Source organism: Synechocystis sp. FACHB-908 (genome assembly GCF_014698595.1).
Lineage (GTDB): Bacteria > Cyanobacteriota > Cyanobacteriia > Cyanobacteriales > Microcystaceae > Synechocystis.
Window position 1 is genome coordinate 160,068 of sequence record NZ_JACJTH010000042.1, and the last position, 14,680, is coordinate 174,747.

General features: G+C 47.7%; 15 protein-coding genes. 9 read left to right on the forward strand and 6 right to left on the reverse strand.

Going from position 1 to position 14,680, the window contains the following annotated elements; all coding sequences use genetic code 11:
• Nucleotides 1-3 precede the first annotated feature (3 nt).
• Nucleotides 4-477, reverse strand: a complete 474-nt coding sequence (gene tsaE, locus H6G46_RS16530) for a tRNA (adenosine(37)-N6)-threonylcarbamoyltransferase complex ATPase subunit type 1 TsaE (protein ID WP_010873138.1) — start codon at nucleotides 475-477, stop codon at nucleotides 4-6.
• A 179-nt stretch (nucleotides 478-656) separates the two neighbouring features.
• On the opposite strand from tsaE, the gene gcvP reads away from it, so the two are divergent.
• The 5 genes from gcvP to H6G46_RS16555 all read left to right on the forward strand — a co-directional run bounded on the left by gcvP (nucleotide 657) and on the right by H6G46_RS16555 (nucleotide 5,076).
• Nucleotides 657-3,608: an aminomethyl-transferring glycine dehydrogenase gene (gene gcvP, locus H6G46_RS16535; RefSeq protein ID WP_010873139.1), complete on the forward strand. Its 2,952-nt coding sequence runs from the start codon at nucleotides 657-659 to the stop codon at nucleotides 3,606-3,608.
• Between the two features lie 105 nt (nucleotides 3,609-3,713).
• Entirely contained in the window at nucleotides 3,714-4,193 is a 480-nt protein-coding gene (locus tag H6G46_RS16540) for a hypothetical protein (protein WP_010873140.1), read from the forward strand.
• Between the two features lie 7 nt (nucleotides 4,194-4,200).
• Nucleotides 4,201-4,536 carry a hypothetical protein gene (locus H6G46_RS16545; protein ID WP_242021177.1) on the forward strand — a complete coding sequence of 112 codons (336 nt, stop codon included), beginning with the start codon at nucleotides 4,201-4,203 and terminating at the stop codon, nucleotides 4,534-4,536.
• Complete coding sequence (locus tag H6G46_RS16550) at nucleotides 4,529-4,894, forward strand: HNH endonuclease (protein ID WP_010873142.1); 366 nt, start codon at nucleotides 4,529-4,531, stop codon at nucleotides 4,892-4,894. Before H6G46_RS16545 ends, H6G46_RS16550 begins: the two co-directional genes overlap by 8 nt.
• A 56-nt stretch (nucleotides 4,895-4,950) precedes the next feature.
• Nucleotides 4,951-5,076 (forward strand): DUF433 domain-containing protein, encoded by a 126-nt coding sequence (locus H6G46_RS16555; RefSeq protein ID WP_020862259.1) that lies wholly within the window; start codon nucleotides 4,951-4,953, stop codon nucleotides 5,074-5,076.
• Nucleotides 5,077-5,177: 101 nt separating this feature from the next.
• Here H6G46_RS16555 and H6G46_RS16560 read toward each other — a convergent pair whose 3' ends face one another.
• On the reverse strand, nucleotides 5,178-5,597 hold the full coding sequence (locus H6G46_RS16560; protein ID WP_010873143.1) for a DUF2358 domain-containing protein: 420 nt from the start codon (nucleotides 5,595-5,597) through the stop codon (nucleotides 5,178-5,180).
• Between the two features lie 50 nt (nucleotides 5,598-5,647).
• On the opposite strand from H6G46_RS16560, the gene H6G46_RS16565 reads away from it, so the two are divergent.
• Both H6G46_RS16565 and H6G46_RS16570 read left to right on the forward strand, forming a co-directional pair.
• On the forward strand, nucleotides 5,648-6,850 hold the full coding sequence (locus H6G46_RS16565) for a phosphoglycerate kinase (RefSeq protein ID WP_010873144.1): 1,203 nt from the start codon (nucleotides 5,648-5,650) through the stop codon (nucleotides 6,848-6,850).
• A 268-nt stretch (nucleotides 6,851-7,118) separates the two neighbouring features.
• Nucleotides 7,119-8,048, forward strand: a complete 930-nt coding sequence (locus H6G46_RS16570; RefSeq protein ID WP_010873145.1) for a LysR family transcriptional regulator — start codon at nucleotides 7,119-7,121, stop codon at nucleotides 8,046-8,048.
• A 19-nt stretch (nucleotides 8,049-8,067) separates the two neighbouring features.
• Here the strand turns inward: H6G46_RS16570 and alaS are convergent, their stop codons facing one another.
• From alaS to H6G46_RS16590, 4 genes are all read right to left on the reverse strand, one after another.
• Nucleotides 8,068-10,701 (reverse strand): alanine--tRNA ligase, encoded by a 2,634-nt coding sequence (gene alaS, locus H6G46_RS16575; protein WP_010873146.1) that lies wholly within the window; start codon nucleotides 10,699-10,701, stop codon nucleotides 8,068-8,070.
• A gap of 180 nt (nucleotides 10,702-10,881) precedes the next feature.
• Nucleotides 10,882-11,346: a hypothetical protein gene (locus H6G46_RS16580; RefSeq protein WP_231848031.1), complete on the reverse strand. Its 465-nt coding sequence runs from the start codon at nucleotides 11,344-11,346 to the stop codon at nucleotides 10,882-10,884.
• A gap of 87 nt (nucleotides 11,347-11,433) precedes the next feature.
• The gene (locus H6G46_RS16585) at nucleotides 11,434-12,267 is read right to left on the reverse strand and encodes a type II CAAX endopeptidase family protein (RefSeq protein WP_010873148.1); all 834 of its coding nucleotides are present in this window, start codon (nucleotides 12,265-12,267) and stop codon (nucleotides 11,434-11,436) included.
• 187 nt (nucleotides 12,268-12,454) lie between these two features.
• Entirely contained in the window at nucleotides 12,455-12,922 is a 468-nt protein-coding gene (locus H6G46_RS16590) for an AbrB family transcriptional regulator (RefSeq protein WP_010873149.1), read from the reverse strand.
• 333 nt (nucleotides 12,923-13,255) lie between these two features.
• Here H6G46_RS16590 and H6G46_RS16595 point away from each other — a divergent pair, with 333 nt between their 5' ends.
• Both H6G46_RS16595 and H6G46_RS16600 read left to right on the forward strand, forming a co-directional pair.
• Nucleotides 13,256-13,831 (forward strand): DUF3038 domain-containing protein, encoded by a 576-nt coding sequence (locus H6G46_RS16595; RefSeq protein ID WP_010873150.1) that lies wholly within the window; start codon nucleotides 13,256-13,258, stop codon nucleotides 13,829-13,831.
• Between the two features lie 171 nt (nucleotides 13,832-14,002).
• Complete coding sequence (locus H6G46_RS16600; RefSeq protein ID WP_010873151.1) at nucleotides 14,003-14,488, forward strand: hypothetical protein; 486 nt, start codon at nucleotides 14,003-14,005, stop codon at nucleotides 14,486-14,488.
• Nucleotides 14,489-14,680: the final 192 nt, after the last annotated feature.

Genomic DNA, 14,680 nt, shown 5'->3' on the forward strand with positions numbered 1-14,680 from the left:
GTTTTAACTAGGGGGCAATAGCTCTTTTAAATCCATGGCCCAGTCCTGGGCTGTCAGGGCGATGCTCCTTCCTTCTCCTTGGTGGCACAGTTGAATTTGTAAATACTGACTTGGTAGTTGCGGTAATCTTTCCGGCCACTCGACCGCGGTAATACCCAAGGGAAAATCTTCCCCTTGCCAATATTGTTCCGGGTATAAATACTCGACTTCAAGGGTGTTAAGTCGATACAAATCCAGATGGTAAAGGGGCATCTTACCTTCCCGATACTCATTAACAATGGTGAAAGTGGGACTGACAATTTCCCCCGTAATGCCCAACCCCCGGCCAAGGCCCTGGACTAAGCTAGTTTTCCCCGCTCCCAAATCCCCCTGCAACAAAATAATGGTGCCCAGCGGTAACTGTTGGGCCAATTGTTGTCCCCATTGATCGGTAGCATTTAGGTCAGGGAGAAAAAATTCCATGGAGTTTTCATTCATCGGCAAATGGGAAACGTTTTAAGAATATTTGGACGAGTTTTATGGGGATGGGGCCGCCTTGGCAATGCTGACCCCTAGGCCTACCAAAATTTGTTAAGCTTTGTATCTAATTAGAGCCAATCTGTAACATTTTTTGACAGATCCAGTCCAGGCGTTCATCCTTTCCCTACTCCGCCATTATGCCCAACCTAGAGCCCGCCGTTGTTGTCCCTACCTCCGAGGCGATCGCCGTTGACCTGACTAAGCTAGAGGAGAAGTTAGCTCCGGCGGATAGTTTTTTGGATCGTCACTTGGGCCCCGGAGAAACGGAACAGCGGCAAATGCTCCAGACACTGGGTTTTGATACTTTGGGGGATTTGATTGACCAAGCCGTGCCCCCGGCCATTCGCTTTCCCCGGTCTTTGCAACTACCAGCTTCCCAAAGTGAGTATGGGGCGATCGCCCAACTGAAATCCATTGCCTCCAAAAATCAAGTTTTTCGCTCCTATATTGGCATGGGGTACTACGACACCATCACCCCGCCGGTTATCCAACGGAACATTTTAGAAAACCCCGGTTGGTACACAGCCTATACCCCCTACCAAGCGGAAATTGCCCAGGGTCGGTTGGAAGCGCTGTTGAATTTTCAAACCATGGTGATGGATTTAACCGGGCTGGAAATTGCCAATGCTTCTTTGTTGGATGAAGGTACCGCCGCCGCTGAAGCCATGGCCCTGAGTTATGGGGTCAGCAAAAGTAAAGCCAATGCTTTTTTCGTTGCCCAGGACTGCCATCCCCAAACCATTGAGGTGATTAAAACCCGGGCCAATCCCCTCGGTATTGAAGTAATTGTCGGCGACCATCATACTTTTTCCTTTTCTACGTCCATTTTCGGCGCTTTACTGCAATACCCTGCCACCGATGGGGCTGTTTATGATTACCGTAGTTTCATTGACAAAGCCCATCAACACCAAGCCTTGGTTACCCTGGCCGCCGACCCCCTCAGTCTGACCCTGCTCACTCCCCCCGGTGAATTGGGGGCTGACATTGCGGTGGGCAGTACCCAGAGGTTTGGCATTCCCTTGGGTTACGGTGGGCCCCACGCCGCCTACTTTGCCACCAAGGCCGAATATCAGCGGAAAATGCCGGGACGCATTGTGGGGGTTTCCAAGGATGCCCATGGTAACCCCGCTCTCCGTTTAGCGCTGCAAACCAGGGAACAACATATCCGTCGGGACAAGGCCACTAGTAATATCTGTACTGCCCAGGTTCTCTTGGCAGTGATGGCTTCTATGTATGGGGTGTACCACGGTTCCACGGGGCTAAAAAATATTGCCCTGAGAATTCACCAGTTGACGGTCCTATTGGCGATCGGCTTAAAGCGGTTAAATTACAGTCTCAATAATGATTACTTTTTCGATACCCTGCGGGTGGGGGTAGGGGAACAGAGTGCTCCAGCCATTTTGAAAGCGGCGGAAGGGCGGGGAATTAATCTGCGGCCCCTGGTCCCTGGGGAAGTGGGCATTAGCTTGGATGAAACGGTGACGGTGCAGGATCTGCTTGACCTGTGGCAAGTTTTTGCTGGTAAGGATAATTTACCCTTTACACCGGAGGAACTGTGGTCGGAAGTTAAAACGAGCTTTCCCGCCGATTTAACCCGTCAGAGTCTATACCTACAGGATGCAGTTTTTAATCAGTACCATTCCGAAACCGAGTTACTGCGTTATTTGCATCAATTAGAAAGCAAAGATTTAGCCCTAAACACTTCCATGATTCCGTTGGGTTCCTGCACGATGAAACTCAACGCCACAGCGGAAATGATGCCGGTTACTTGGCCTGAATTTGGCAAAATTCACCCCTTTGCCCCCGCTGGTCAAACGGAAGGTTATCAGATTTTATTTGCCCAATTGGAAGCCTGGTTGGGGGAAATCACCGGTTTTGATGCCATTTCTTTGCAACCTAATGCCGGTTCCCAAGGAGAATATGCGGGTTTGCAGGTGATCCGTCAGTATCACCTCAGTCGGGGTGAGGAACAACGCAATATTTGTTTAATCCCTGAATCGGCCCACGGCACCAATCCAGCCAGTGCGGTGATGTGTGGCATGCAGGTGGTCCCGGTTAAGTGCGACGGGGAAGGCAACATCGATGTGGAAGATTTGACCAGTAAAGCAGAAAAGTACGGCGATCGCCTGGCGGCGTTAATGGTGACCTATCCTTCTACCCATGGGGTATTTGAAGCCACCATCGGAACTATTTGCGACATTGTGCATCGTTTTGGCGGCGAGGTTTACATGGATGGGGCCAATATGAATGCCCAGGTGGGACTGTGCCGTCCGGCTGATTTTGGGGCGGATGTGTGCCATCTCAATTTACACAAGACTTTTTGCATTCCCCACGGCGGTGGCGGCCCCGGTATGGGCCCCATTGGGGTTAAATCCCATTTGCAGGCATTTTTACCCCGGACTAGTTTAAATTCGACTGCTGAACTCCAAGCAGAAGACCAATCCATTGGCATGATTTCCGCTGCCCCTTACGGCAGTGCCAGTATCTTGGTTATTTCTTGGATGTACATTGCCATGATGGGCCCCCAGGGTTTAACCAAGGCAACGGAGGTGGCCATTCTCAGTGCCAATTACATGGCAAAGCGGCTGGAAAATTATTACCCCATTTTATTCAGGGGCAATAATGAGTTAGTGGCCCATGAATGCATTCTCGATCTGCGTCCCCTGAAGAAACAAGCGGCGATCGAGGTCGAAGATGTGGCCAAACGCCTCATGGATTTTGGTTTCCATGCCCCCACGGTGTCCTGGCCGGTGCTGGGTACCATGATGGTGGAGCCGACGGAGAGTGAATCCCTAGGGGAGTTAGACCGTTTTTGTGATGCCATGATTGCCATTTACCAAGAAGCTCAGGCGATCACCCATGGAGAAATTGATCCCGCTGATAACCCGTTGAAAAATGCTCCCCATACGGCCCAATCCCTCATCTGTGGCGAATGGAACCATCCCTACAGCCAGGAAGAAGCTGCTTACCCTGCTCCTTGGACTAAGCAGTTTAAATTTTGGCCCGCCGTTGGCCGCATTAATAATACCTACGGTGATCGCCATTTAGTTTGCTCCTGTGAAGGTATGGAGGCTTATAAGGAAGGATAGCCCAGGTAGCTTTATCCTAGAGAGATCGTCACTTGTGAAGGATTAATGAGGCGATCTCTAAAATGCTAGACTGAGAAACTGTAGTAAGAAATTCTGATTTTGAGTATGACGAAGAAAGAGGCTCTTACCTTCGCTCAAGGCTTGGGGTGGACAAAGGCTGATGCGGAAAGGGCTTATCAAGCTTTAAATGTTAATTTCTCCGACCTTCAATCCACCCTCGATTATTACAAACATGAGTACGGTATTGAGGATGTAACAGACCGAGATATAGCTGTTCTTTCACTCGTACTAGCAGATTTCGCAGGCGAGGTTTTGCTGGATAGGCAAAGGAAACAAGCTGCACAACAAGGTGAAGTAACAAAAAAGAAAAATAAAATCAAAGAAATCGAACAGAGTCACGCCCAAGAAATTGCTGATTTTAAAAAAAGCTTCCACGAGCAACACAGTGCATTAATGGAGCTTTTGATAAAGGTTTATAGCACGGCGAAAAGATTCGGTCTAAAACCGGAACCGTGGATTGAAGCTATGATTGATGCTTATGAGGAGGCAAAAATTGGAACTGATAACTCGCAAACAGTTGCTTGAACTTGGATTGACAAGTTATCAAGCTCAGCGGATAACTAAAGAACTTAAGCCGATTTCAAAAACAAAAAGAGGTAAAAATTACAATATTCAAGAGGTAATTTTATCGATTAATACCTTACTTGAAAATAAGAGGATTCAGAAAAGAACAAGAACAAGTTTGAAAAAAGTAATAGATATATTGATCCCCACTCTTGACAATATCATACCTATTAGTTTTACTCAGGAAAACACATCTGAATTACAACAACTAGCACAGCAAGCATTAACTACAACCTTAGAAGTAAATCGTAAGCTAGCTAAGTTAGAAAGGCGTTCATTAGAAATTAAAGGACGATATGAATGAAGATTTAGATAATGACTTCCAAAAATTGTATGAAAAATACAAGCTAGCTCGCCGAAAATTTTGCCATGATCTAGAAAAGCTTCAGCGAAGGGAGGAAAATATAAGGGGTTATTATACTCCTCGAAATGTATTTAATCGTTGGCGAGACTCAATAGAAGGAAAAAAATGGAAACAAAATCAATATGAAAAACAGCAAGGAAAATGTGCTTGCTTTGGTTGTGCTTTTGTCGCTCAAAGCCCGGAATATCTTGAAATAGATCACATAAAACCTATTGCAACTCATCCCGAATTATCTGTTAATATAAAAAACTTAAGATTGCTTTGCCCTCCCTGCAATAAAAGAAAAGGGGGGAGATAAATTATTAAACTACTATTTTATTTTTTGTAAAACCTTTACATTACCTTGGAGGTGGAATGACTATTGAAGAGGTTTTGGATGATTTCCCTGATCTCACTCCAGAAGATATCCAGGCTTGTTTTGCCTTTGCTGCTGATCGTGATCGTCGCCTCATGGTTGTTCCTGATGAAATTGCTGTTTGATGAAAATTTCTCGCGCAATTCTGATTCAGTGTTGATCTGAAATTAATTGTTGGAGCCGCAGCTAATTAGAAGCTAATCTGCACTCGAATGAAGATGAAAACCTATCGTGAAAAATGCTGTTTCACCACATCCCAGGGGGAACAATCCCAATAATCGATGTGGGAAATGATTAACCCAGCTTCATTTAGGGTTAATTCACTGCAGCCGCTGATGGCAATTCTCGGTTTCCAGGGCAGGGGAGAAGTCCAGTTCAAGGTCCAACGGGTGGTAATTTCCTGGTTCACCTGGGTAATCTCGTGGAGCTGTAGGTCGATCGCCTGAAACCAACGACCCAAGAATTGGATCATCTTTTCGTATCGAGCCAAACCCCGAAATTGGCTTAAAGGATCTTGAAAATAAACGTTTGGGTCATAGATGCTGAAGGTTTGGTGCCAGGGAAAATTGGCGTAGTCCTGTTGCAGAATGGTCAGAATGCGATCATTGGAGGTCATTTTGGGGCTTTCCATTGTCGGCGGTAACATTGACTGGTTTAATTTTGTTAAGTTTATTTGACATTTAGGAGGAAAAGGTTTTGTCTAAGCAATCGATCGCCAATTTGACGGAGGCAGACCTCGCAGGGAAACGGGTTTTTGTCCGGGTAGATTTTAATGTGCCCCTAGATAACGGCAGCATCACCGACGACACCAGGATTCGGGCAGCCTTACCCACCATCAAAGACCTGTTGAGCAAAGGCGCCAAAGTTATTTTGGGCAGTCATTTTGGCCGTCCCAAGGGCAAAGTAGTGGACAGCATGCGCCTCACCCCCGTTGGCGATCGCCTAGGGGAATTATTGGGCCAGCCGGTGGTCAAATGCGACGATTGCATTGGTGCTGAAGTTACAGCCAAAATTGCTAGCCTACCCAATGGTGGTGTGGCCCTGTTGGAAAATCTCCGCTTCCATGCCGGGGAAGAAGGTAACGATGCTGAATTTGCCAAAGCTTTAGCGGCCAACGCCGACCTCTACGTTAACGATGCCTTTGGTACTGCCCACCGGGCCCACGCTTCCACCGAAGGGGTCACCCATTTCCTCAGCCCCAACGTTGCTGGTTACCTAATCGAAAAGGAATTACAGTTCCTCCAAGGAGCCATCGAAGCCCCCAAACGTCCCCTAGTGGCGATCGTGGGAGGTTCCAAAGTGTCCAGTAAAATCGGTGTGATCGAAACCCTATTGGACAAGTGCGATAAGTTGATCATCGGCGGCGGCATGATTTTCACCTTCTACAAAGCCCAAGGTTTAAACACCGGCAAATCCCTGGTGGAAGAAGACAAATTGGACTTGGCCAAATCCCTCATGGCTAAAGCCAAAGAAAAAGGCGTGGAATTTCTCCTGCCCACGGACGTAGTAGTGGCCGACAACTTTGCCCCCGATGCCAATGCCCAAACCGTTGGTGTCGATGCAATTCCCGATGGTTGGATGGGTCTAGACATTGGTCCCGACTCCGTCAAAACCTTCCAGGATGCCCTCGCTGGTTGTGGCACTGTCATCTGGAACGGCCCCATGGGGGTATTTGAATTTGACAAATTTGCCGTTGGTACCGAGGCGATCGCCTGCAGCTTGGCTGAATTGACCGCCAGTGGCACTGTCACCATCATCGGTGGTGGAGATTCTGTCGCCGCAGTGGAAAAAGTGGGAGTGGCCGAAAAAATGAGCCATATTTCCACCGGTGGGGGCGCTAGCCTGGAATTGCTAGAAGGTAAAGTTCTGCCCGGCATTGCCGCTTTAGATGACCGATAAATTCCCCTAGATGATACTGGAAAAAGATTTTTCTCGTCAGTTTGCAGACTGGACCACGGGATAACTTTTTTCACTAGATGAATGGATTCTTTTCATCTTAGAACGCTGAAAAACTCCTCAGAAATTAACCGGGAAGATGGATGAAAATCTGTCCTCCCGTTTTTCATTATATCGCCCCGAGAAAAGTGCATCAATAACATTTTTGAATAATGGAGAGTGCTATAGCTAGGAATAGTTTATTATGCCAACTTTCCCCGAAAACTAACCTATGCGACTAGAACAGTTACAGGCTTTTTTAAAAGTTGCAGAGCTAGGCAGTTTTCAACAGGCGGCATTACAATCGGAAGTCACCCAATCCACCATTAGTAGGCAAATTCAAGGTTTGGAATCTGCCCTCAAGTGCCAATTATTTCATCGGGGAGCCCAGGCTAAATTAACGGTGGCAGGGGAATTATTTCTGCGGCGGGCAAGGAAAATTTGTCAAGAATGGGATGTGGCTAGCGAAGAAATTAGTAGTCTTTTTCAAGGCAAACAAACGGAATTATGTGTGGCAGCAATTCACTCAGTTTGTGTCTCTTCCTTGCCTAGTTTATTGCCCAAATTTTGCCTGGGCCATCCCCAAATTCAACTACGGGTGACGGCCCTGGGGAGTGACCGGGCTTTGAAGGTTTTACAGGATGGTTTGGTGGATGTGGCCATTATTATGAGCCATCGCAATTTAACTAATACCAAAGAGTTGGCTATTAAACCCCTCTATGAGGAGCAAATTTGTATTTTGATGGCGAGCGATCATCCTCTGACAACAAAAAAATTTATCACCTGGGAAAATTTAGGCCCCTATCCCCAGGTTATTTTTAAAGATGGTTACCGGATGCGACGACTGGTAGAAGATGAATTTAGTCGCCGGGAAATCCCCCTCAACGTTAGTTTAGAACTAAATATTCCTGAAGCCTTTTATGGGGTGGTACAGGGGAGCGAAATGATTGCCTTGATGCCCCAATCCTTGGTCACACCGGTGATTGATAATCCCAACTTTTCCGTGCGCTATTTATTTTGCCCAGAGTCCGGCGATCGCCAGGATTTTCGACGGCAAGTATCGGTGGTGACCACGGTGGATCGTTTGCAAATACCCCCCGTGGCCGAATTTTTCAATTTAGTAGTGGACCATTACCGCTGTGGAGCCTTGACAGTAAAATGACGGGTTTAAAACCTAACCCCTAACCTAGTTCAGCCAACAAGGTTTGTTTCGCCGTGGCCAGGGCTTCTGGTAACTTACTGGCATCCCGTCCACCGGCCTGGGCCAGATTAGGACGACCGCCACCGCCACCGCCACAAATTTTGGCAATGGCACCAATGAATTGACCAGCTTTAAGCTGTTTGGTTTTAACCAATTGGGGACTAAAGGCCGCCACTAGACTGACTTTGCCCTCTTCTGGAATGGAAGCAAGCACCACTGCACTTTCTCCCAATTTTTGTTGTAACCGTTCCGCCGCAGTTTTGAGAGATTCCCCGTCCACAGTACCCAGATCCGCCACCAGAATTTTAAACTCACCCACAGTTTGAGCTTGGGTTAATAACTGTTCCGATTTTTGTAGAGCTAACTCTTGCTTGAGGGCTTCCAACTGCTTTTGGCTGGCTTTTAATTCCTGTTGTAGTTGGTGGACCCGGTCTGGGATTTCCTCCGGTTTAGCTTTTAGGCGATCGCCGAGCTCTTTGACCACCGCTTCCCGCACATTGAGGTAATCCAACACCGACGGCCCTGCCACGGCTTCAATGCGCCTTACCCCGGCGGCAATGCCCGTTTCTGCGACGATTTTGAATAAACCGATTTCCGCCGTATTGGCCACATGGGTGCCGCCACACAGTTCCAAAGAAACTCCCGGAACGTCAATGACCCGCACTTCAGCCCCATATTTCTCCCCAAACATGGCGATCGCCCCTTTGGCCTTCGCATCGGCGATCGGCATTACTGCCACCTCAGTTTGATGGGCTTCGGCAATCCATTGATTGATCAAGTCCTCAATTTGTTGTAGCTCCTCCATGGTCACCGCCCGGGGAGAGTTGAAGTCGAACCGTAAACGGTTGAAATCCACCAGGGAACCAGCTTGGGAAATGCCTTCGTCCACCACTCTTTTTAAAGCCGATTGCAGTAAATGGGTGGCGGTATGGTTGGCCTGGGCCCGACGGCGGCAAGCCCGGTCAATAGTAGCGGTAATAGTGGTGCCAATTTGCACTGTACCCCGTTCTACCCGACCAAAGTGGATAAAAATGCCCGACTCCCGCTTCACATCTTCAATGCGAATGAGCAAATTGTCGCCGTTGAGAAAACCTTTATCCCCAATTTGACCGCCGGATTCGCCGTAAAAGGGAGTTTGATCTAGTACGATTTGCACCGTTTGCCCTGCGACCGCTTGATCTACCAATTCCCCCCCAACTAATACCGCTTTGACTATTGCAGAACTTTGTAAATCGGTGTAGCCCAAAAATTCCGTCGGATGGATATGGTTAGCCAATTTATCCAGACTTTCCTGCACGGTTAAATCAATAGTTTCGTGGGCTGCTTTGGAACGTTCTTGTTGTTCCTGCATGGCTTTTTCAAACCCTTCTACGTCCACAGTAATGCCCTGTTCCTCGGCAATTTCTTGGGTCAATTCCAACGGAAAACCAAAGGTGTCATATAAAGTAAACGCATCTGCGCCGGCAATTTCCGTCACTCCGTCGGCCATTAAATCCGCCAGTAACTTTTCTCCCCGTTCTAGGGTTTTTAAAAAAGCCGCTTCTTCCCGCTGTAACTCCTGCTCAATCAAGCTTTGCCGTTCTAAAACATTGGGATAAACTGGCTGGGCGAGTTGAACAGCAGTGGCTGCTACCTTAGTGGTAAATTCACCGTTAATGCCCAGTAAACGACCATGGCGCACCACTCGACGGATCAACCGCCGTAACACATAGCCCCGTCCTAAATTGGAAGCACTAATACCGTCAGCAATCATGTGGACAACGGAGCGGACATGATCCCCAATTACCTTCAGGGAAACTTTGGTTTTTTCATTGGCTTGGGCGTAATCAATACCTGCTATATTCGCCGCTGTTTGAATAATGGGAAAAATTAAATCTGTTTCGTAGTTATTAGGCACTTTTTGTAAAATTTGGGCCATCCTTTCTAAGCCCATGCCAGTGTCAATATTTTTCTTCTCCAGGGGCGTTAAATTACCCGCATTATCCCGGTTGTACTGCATGAATACCAAGTTATAAAACTCGATAAAGCGGCTATCATCTTCCAAATCTAATTTTTCATCCCCTAATTCCGGGTGGAAATCGTAGTAAATTTCCGAGCAAGGGCCACAGGGACCAGTGGGGCCAGAAACCCAAAAGTTATCGTCCGCTCCCATGCGTTGAATGCGGTGGGCAGGAATACCAATTTCATCGCGCCAAATGGCAAAAGCTTCGTCATCTTCTTCAAACACACTGACCACTAACCGTTCCGCTGGCAGTTTAAATACTTGGGTCGATAATTCCCAGGCCCAGGCGATCGCCTGGGATTTGAAGTAATCCCCAAAGCTAAAGTTGCCCAACATTTCAAAGAAAGTATGGTGGCGGGCGGTGCGGCCGACGTTTTCAATGTCGTTGGTGCGGATGCATTTTTGGGAAGTGGTGGCCCGGGGAAATTCCGCCGACTTTTGTCCTAAAAAAATTGGCTTGAACGGCAACATCCCCGCAATGGTCAACAGTACGGTGGGGTCCTCCGGCACCAGGGACGCACTGGGCAAAATTTGATGCTGGCGATCGGCAAAGAAGTTTAAAAACTGTTGACGAATTTCGGGACCGCTGAGGACGGGCGGGGTAGTGGTCATGTCTAGTTGAAGATTTTGCAGATGAAAATTTCGGGCACTGTGGCTATTTTCCCATTTTAGGGGTTGGTTCCTGACCCTTTCTGACCGGAGGTTAAACCGGAGTTAAAACTAAGCCATGGGGAGTCCAAAATCTGCCCACTGCGGTGACATGATGGACAAAAAACTTCGGAGTTAGTGTGCCTAGGGCTGTTGACAATGGACATTGATGTTGGTGATCACCTGTTGCTCCTGCTGGCCAATGGTAGCTACCTGTTTTTGGGCAAGCTGGGCCGTCAAAATATCTTTACTTTCCAGGGCTTTGACCATGGTGCGGGTGGCCTCCGCATTGCCCTGGTAAATACTGACCAATTCCCCTTGATAGTTAGCTAGCACTGGATCTTCAAGGTTGAGTCGTTCTATTTTTGTGGCGGTGGCATCGAAGGCATCGGCCATGTTCAGCACTTCTTCCGTTGAGGTGGTATCTCGATATTTTGCCCCTTCCTCTGCCATTTGTTTGGTAATTAAAATTAGCTGTCGGCATTGATCCGCTTTGCTAGCCCCGCAACTAATTAAGCCCTGATTCAATGCCAGCATTAAAATAACGCCCCAACTAAGGCCCATTAATCGGCGGGGAAGAAAGCCAGTAAATCTTACTGATGGGGACATTGGCATAGGGACAAAGTAGAGAAAAGATGGCAACGGGGAACCATCATAGCAAAATCATTCGGTTCAATTAGGGAGTTAAAATCCTGGCTAGAGGGGAGATAGATGGGGAAATAAGGCGATCGCCAAAGCAGTGAGGAGCAAACAAATAATGCCAGCTAAACCGGCTAAAGGTTGATTGGCCTTGCCCACCCAAATATTGCCATCGGTGTTGGGATAGGTAATTAAACCAGTGGCATCACAGGCCGCCAGGGCAAAAACCCACCCCCCGTGGAGTCCCCAAGCTAGGGCGAGATTACCGCCATCCACCAGACGGGCCCACAGCAATACCATGCCCAATAACCACAATCCTGGCAGTTGGTAAGCTGTTAAACGCCGTTCCCATAGCAGATGAAGGATGGCAAAAATGGTGCTGACGATGGTGGCTGCCCCCCAGACTGGTAAATCCTGTTGCAGTTGATTTTGGAAAATACCCCGAAAAATTAACTCTTCCACCAAGGCGATCGCCAGGGCCAGTATGAGAAAAAGCGGGGAAAGTTTGACTAAATCCCACCATTTTTCCCGATGCCATTGCAGTAGACCAATTTGGCCCTGTATTGCCAAAGTTAAGCCTAAACCGAATACCGCCACCCCCACGGCGATCGCCAGGGAAAGTAATTGGTCGGAGATGACGCTTAAACCGTAATCCCCCAAGGATTGTTGGTCTAACCAAGTCACCGCCCAGATGGGTAGGGGGGAAACCAAGTAAAGCGATAACACCAAGGGTAATTTTTGCTCCGGGGTAACAGCCTGCCAGGGTTGCCAAGCTAGTTTACGACCCACCACCAGGGCAACGGGATACCACAGCACTAGCCAACTAAAAAGAAAAACAATAATTTTTAACAATCCCGGCCATGGTTGCCAAAACTCCATCAAATTTTCCATCGGCCCATCCCACTGGCGATCGCCAATTTTCGTTTAAACAAAAGCAAAATTTGCAAGGCCCAGCTTGACAGTACGTCCGCCGTCATCCCTAATTGATAAAAAAAGGGAGAAACCTTTTTGTTTCAGGTCTCCCCCCCGGCGAAAAAGCACTTAGTCCCCCTTGCATAGGGAACCGCAGTCGAGAAATTTATACTTCCTCTTCGTCATCGCTATCGGTAATTTGCTTCAGATGAATATGCTTGTAACCGAGCTTGATCTCGAACTCATCACCGGACTTAAGACCCATTTCTTGGGTGTAGGTGGATCCGATAACAATCTGTCCATTTTTGTGGACACTAACACGAAATGTCGGTTCACGACCCCGACCATCTTTGGTACCAGAGGGATCGAGGGGAACCCCTTTGGCCGCTAGCACTGCGTCATAGAAGTCGGTCAAATTTACGCGTACTTGTCCTTCCTTAGAAGTAGAGTAGTAACCACAGGCTTTTGCCGTTTCTCGACGGGGCAGATGGGATAGTTCTTTAACTTTATTGAGTAATGCTTTGCCGGTTAGTGCGGTGGAGGCGTTTGGCATAGGATTATTTTTTCCGTTGAATGATGCTTGATTGCGGGGACTTGTTTTTTTCAAAAGTCTACATAAGATAAAATATAACATCAAACCTTAGCTGAAAAACTTTTTTTTTCAACTTTTTGATTATTTAGCCGAGGAATTTTTCCCTCTGAAAAAATCAAGCCTTGACCTCTGGCGAGTTTTGTCCTAAAGATTTTTGGCCGCCATGGAGCAATGATGAGTTAGGTTTGGGCAATACAAGCTAGCTACGGGTTCACCTTTCCGAAAACCAACGAATTTTTGCCCAGATTAGCGCCAAAATTAAGCGGAGCAGTGGGTCAAAATATATTTATCTCAGGGGGAATCATTGCTTTAAATCAATTCGCTATCCTATGCATGTCATGTGTTCATTAACATTCCCCTGTTCCCCAAGATTTTATGGTTCTCACCCAGTTCGCCTCCAGCCCAGCTCCTCCCCAGTCCTTTGCTGTTGCCCCCAACCGTCAACAATTGCGACAAATGAATTGCTACCTGGACCAGCTTTTGTTGGCCTTGGTTGCCCTGACTGATGTGGACGAGGATACTTGGACGGCAATCCTAGAAAAAATTTCGTCATCTACGACAACAGGCCAATCTTTGACTAGGAAATACCCCATTCCTGCTGTTGCCCCCGGCCAGCTAGATGTGGAGGGAATTCGACTTTTGGCCATGGCGATCGCCTATTTAGGGGCCCATTACCAAGAACTACTGCGGCGATCGGTCAGTTTAGTTGAACAGACCAAGGAACAGGGTAAAAATCCTTTACAAACCGTACTTTTAAGCGAGTACGCCCGAAAATTTACCTCAGCTTGGCAAGCCTATGGAGAGAAACAAGGGGGAGAAGCCCATATTCCCTTAGCCCCCATTACCTCTGATCGCCTGCTTTCTTTGCTGACAGAATTATTTTTCTTTAGCAGTCAAGACGGCCCCCGCCGACTCTGGGGAGTATTGGCCACCATGGTGTCCCCCGCTTAGATAAACCCAAAAAATGCTGGCTTTGTTGCCCTGTCAACCAAAGTTCCCAATACGTCCTTCCCAATTCTGCTCAAATCGAGTTAACTGGGCAAATATCTATGGATTACTCCTTCCCATTTCTCATCAACAATTAACCAAATGACCCTGATGGAAGGAAGATCGACCCAGTGAATGACTACAATAATGGTCAACCTGGCCCATTTACTAGGTAAACCTAATTTAACCGAGGAAATAATCTCCATGGCTCAAGATTCTCCATCTTCCCTCTCCCAAGAAGCCCTAACCATTGCCCATCTCCAGGGGGTGCAGGAGCGACGGCAGGAAGAGCGGATGTTGGCCTTTTGCCAAGTGTTCGATATGGAAGGGGAATTGGTGGGGGTATCCTTCGACTTAACTCGCAACGGTATCTGTGTGAGCGTTCCCAATGATTGGCCCCAGGACACGGATTTTACCGTCAAGCTCCGGCGCATGGACAATGAAGCTTTACCCACCATCACCATCAAGCTCACTCCCATGTGGCGTCAATCCCGCAACGAAAGTTTTGACGAAATTGGCGGCAAAATTATTGAGGTGGACTGCCCCGAAGCTTTCTCTACTTTTTTGCAATATTGTCAACAGGCTGGCCCCAGTGGTTTAGTGGAGCGTCCAACGTCCTGACCATTATTATTCCTCCCTTCTTCCTAACCTTGGGGCAGTTGGATGGGTTACCTTATCCTTGTTTTTGGTGGGGGTTGACCCTGCCATGGTGGGATTGCATTGACATTGGAGCCAGTACCGGGGTAGGGAAACAAATTTTTGTGCCCTGGCCCCAATACCCATAATTGTCAGAGTCTGATAGGATTTAGCAAA

What these genes read in the sequence shown, in the direction of transcription:
- gcvP (WP_010873139.1), top strand. Translation starts at nt 657, where the DNA reads ATGCCCAACCTAGAGCCCGCCGTTGTTGTCCCTACCTCCGAGGCGATC.
- H6G46_RS16595 (WP_010873150.1), top strand. Translation starts at nt 13,256, where the DNA reads ATGGTTCTCACCCAGTTCGCCTCCAGCCCAGCTCCTCCCCAGTCCTTT.
- H6G46_RS16600 (WP_010873151.1), top strand. Translation starts at nt 14,003, where the DNA reads ATGACTACAATAATGGTCAACCTGGCCCATTTACTAGGTAAACCTAAT.
- H6G46_RS16590 (WP_010873149.1), bottom strand. Translation starts at nt 12,922, where the DNA reads ATGTTATATTTTATCTTATGTAGACTTTTGAAAAAAACAAGTCCCCGC.
- H6G46_RS16555 (WP_020862259.1), top strand. Translation starts at nt 4,951, where the DNA reads ATGACTATTGAAGAGGTTTTGGATGATTTCCCTGATCTCACTCCAGAA.
- H6G46_RS16570 (WP_010873145.1), top strand. Translation starts at nt 7,119, where the DNA reads ATGCGACTAGAACAGTTACAGGCTTTTTTAAAAGTTGCAGAGCTAGGC.
- tsaE (WP_010873138.1), bottom strand. Translation starts at nt 477, where the DNA reads ATGAATGAAAACTCCATGGAATTTTTTCTCCCTGACCTAAATGCTACC.
- H6G46_RS16560 (WP_010873143.1), bottom strand. Translation starts at nt 5,597, where the DNA reads ATGTTACCGCCGACAATGGAAAGCCCCAAAATGACCTCCAATGATCGC.
- alaS (WP_010873146.1), bottom strand. Translation starts at nt 10,701, where the DNA reads ATGACCACTACCCCGCCCGTCCTCAGCGGTCCCGAAATTCGTCAACAG.
- H6G46_RS16580 (WP_231848031.1), bottom strand. Translation starts at nt 11,346, where the DNA reads ATGTCCCCATCAGTAAGATTTACTGGCTTTCTTCCCCGCCGATTAATG.
- H6G46_RS16540 (WP_010873140.1), top strand. Translation starts at nt 3,714, where the DNA reads ATGACGAAGAAAGAGGCTCTTACCTTCGCTCAAGGCTTGGGGTGGACA.
- H6G46_RS16585 (WP_010873148.1), bottom strand. Translation starts at nt 12,267, where the DNA reads ATGGAAAATTTGATGGAGTTTTGGCAACCATGGCCGGGATTGTTAAAA.
- H6G46_RS16550 (WP_010873142.1), top strand. Translation starts at nt 4,529, where the DNA reads ATGAATGAAGATTTAGATAATGACTTCCAAAAATTGTATGAAAAATAC.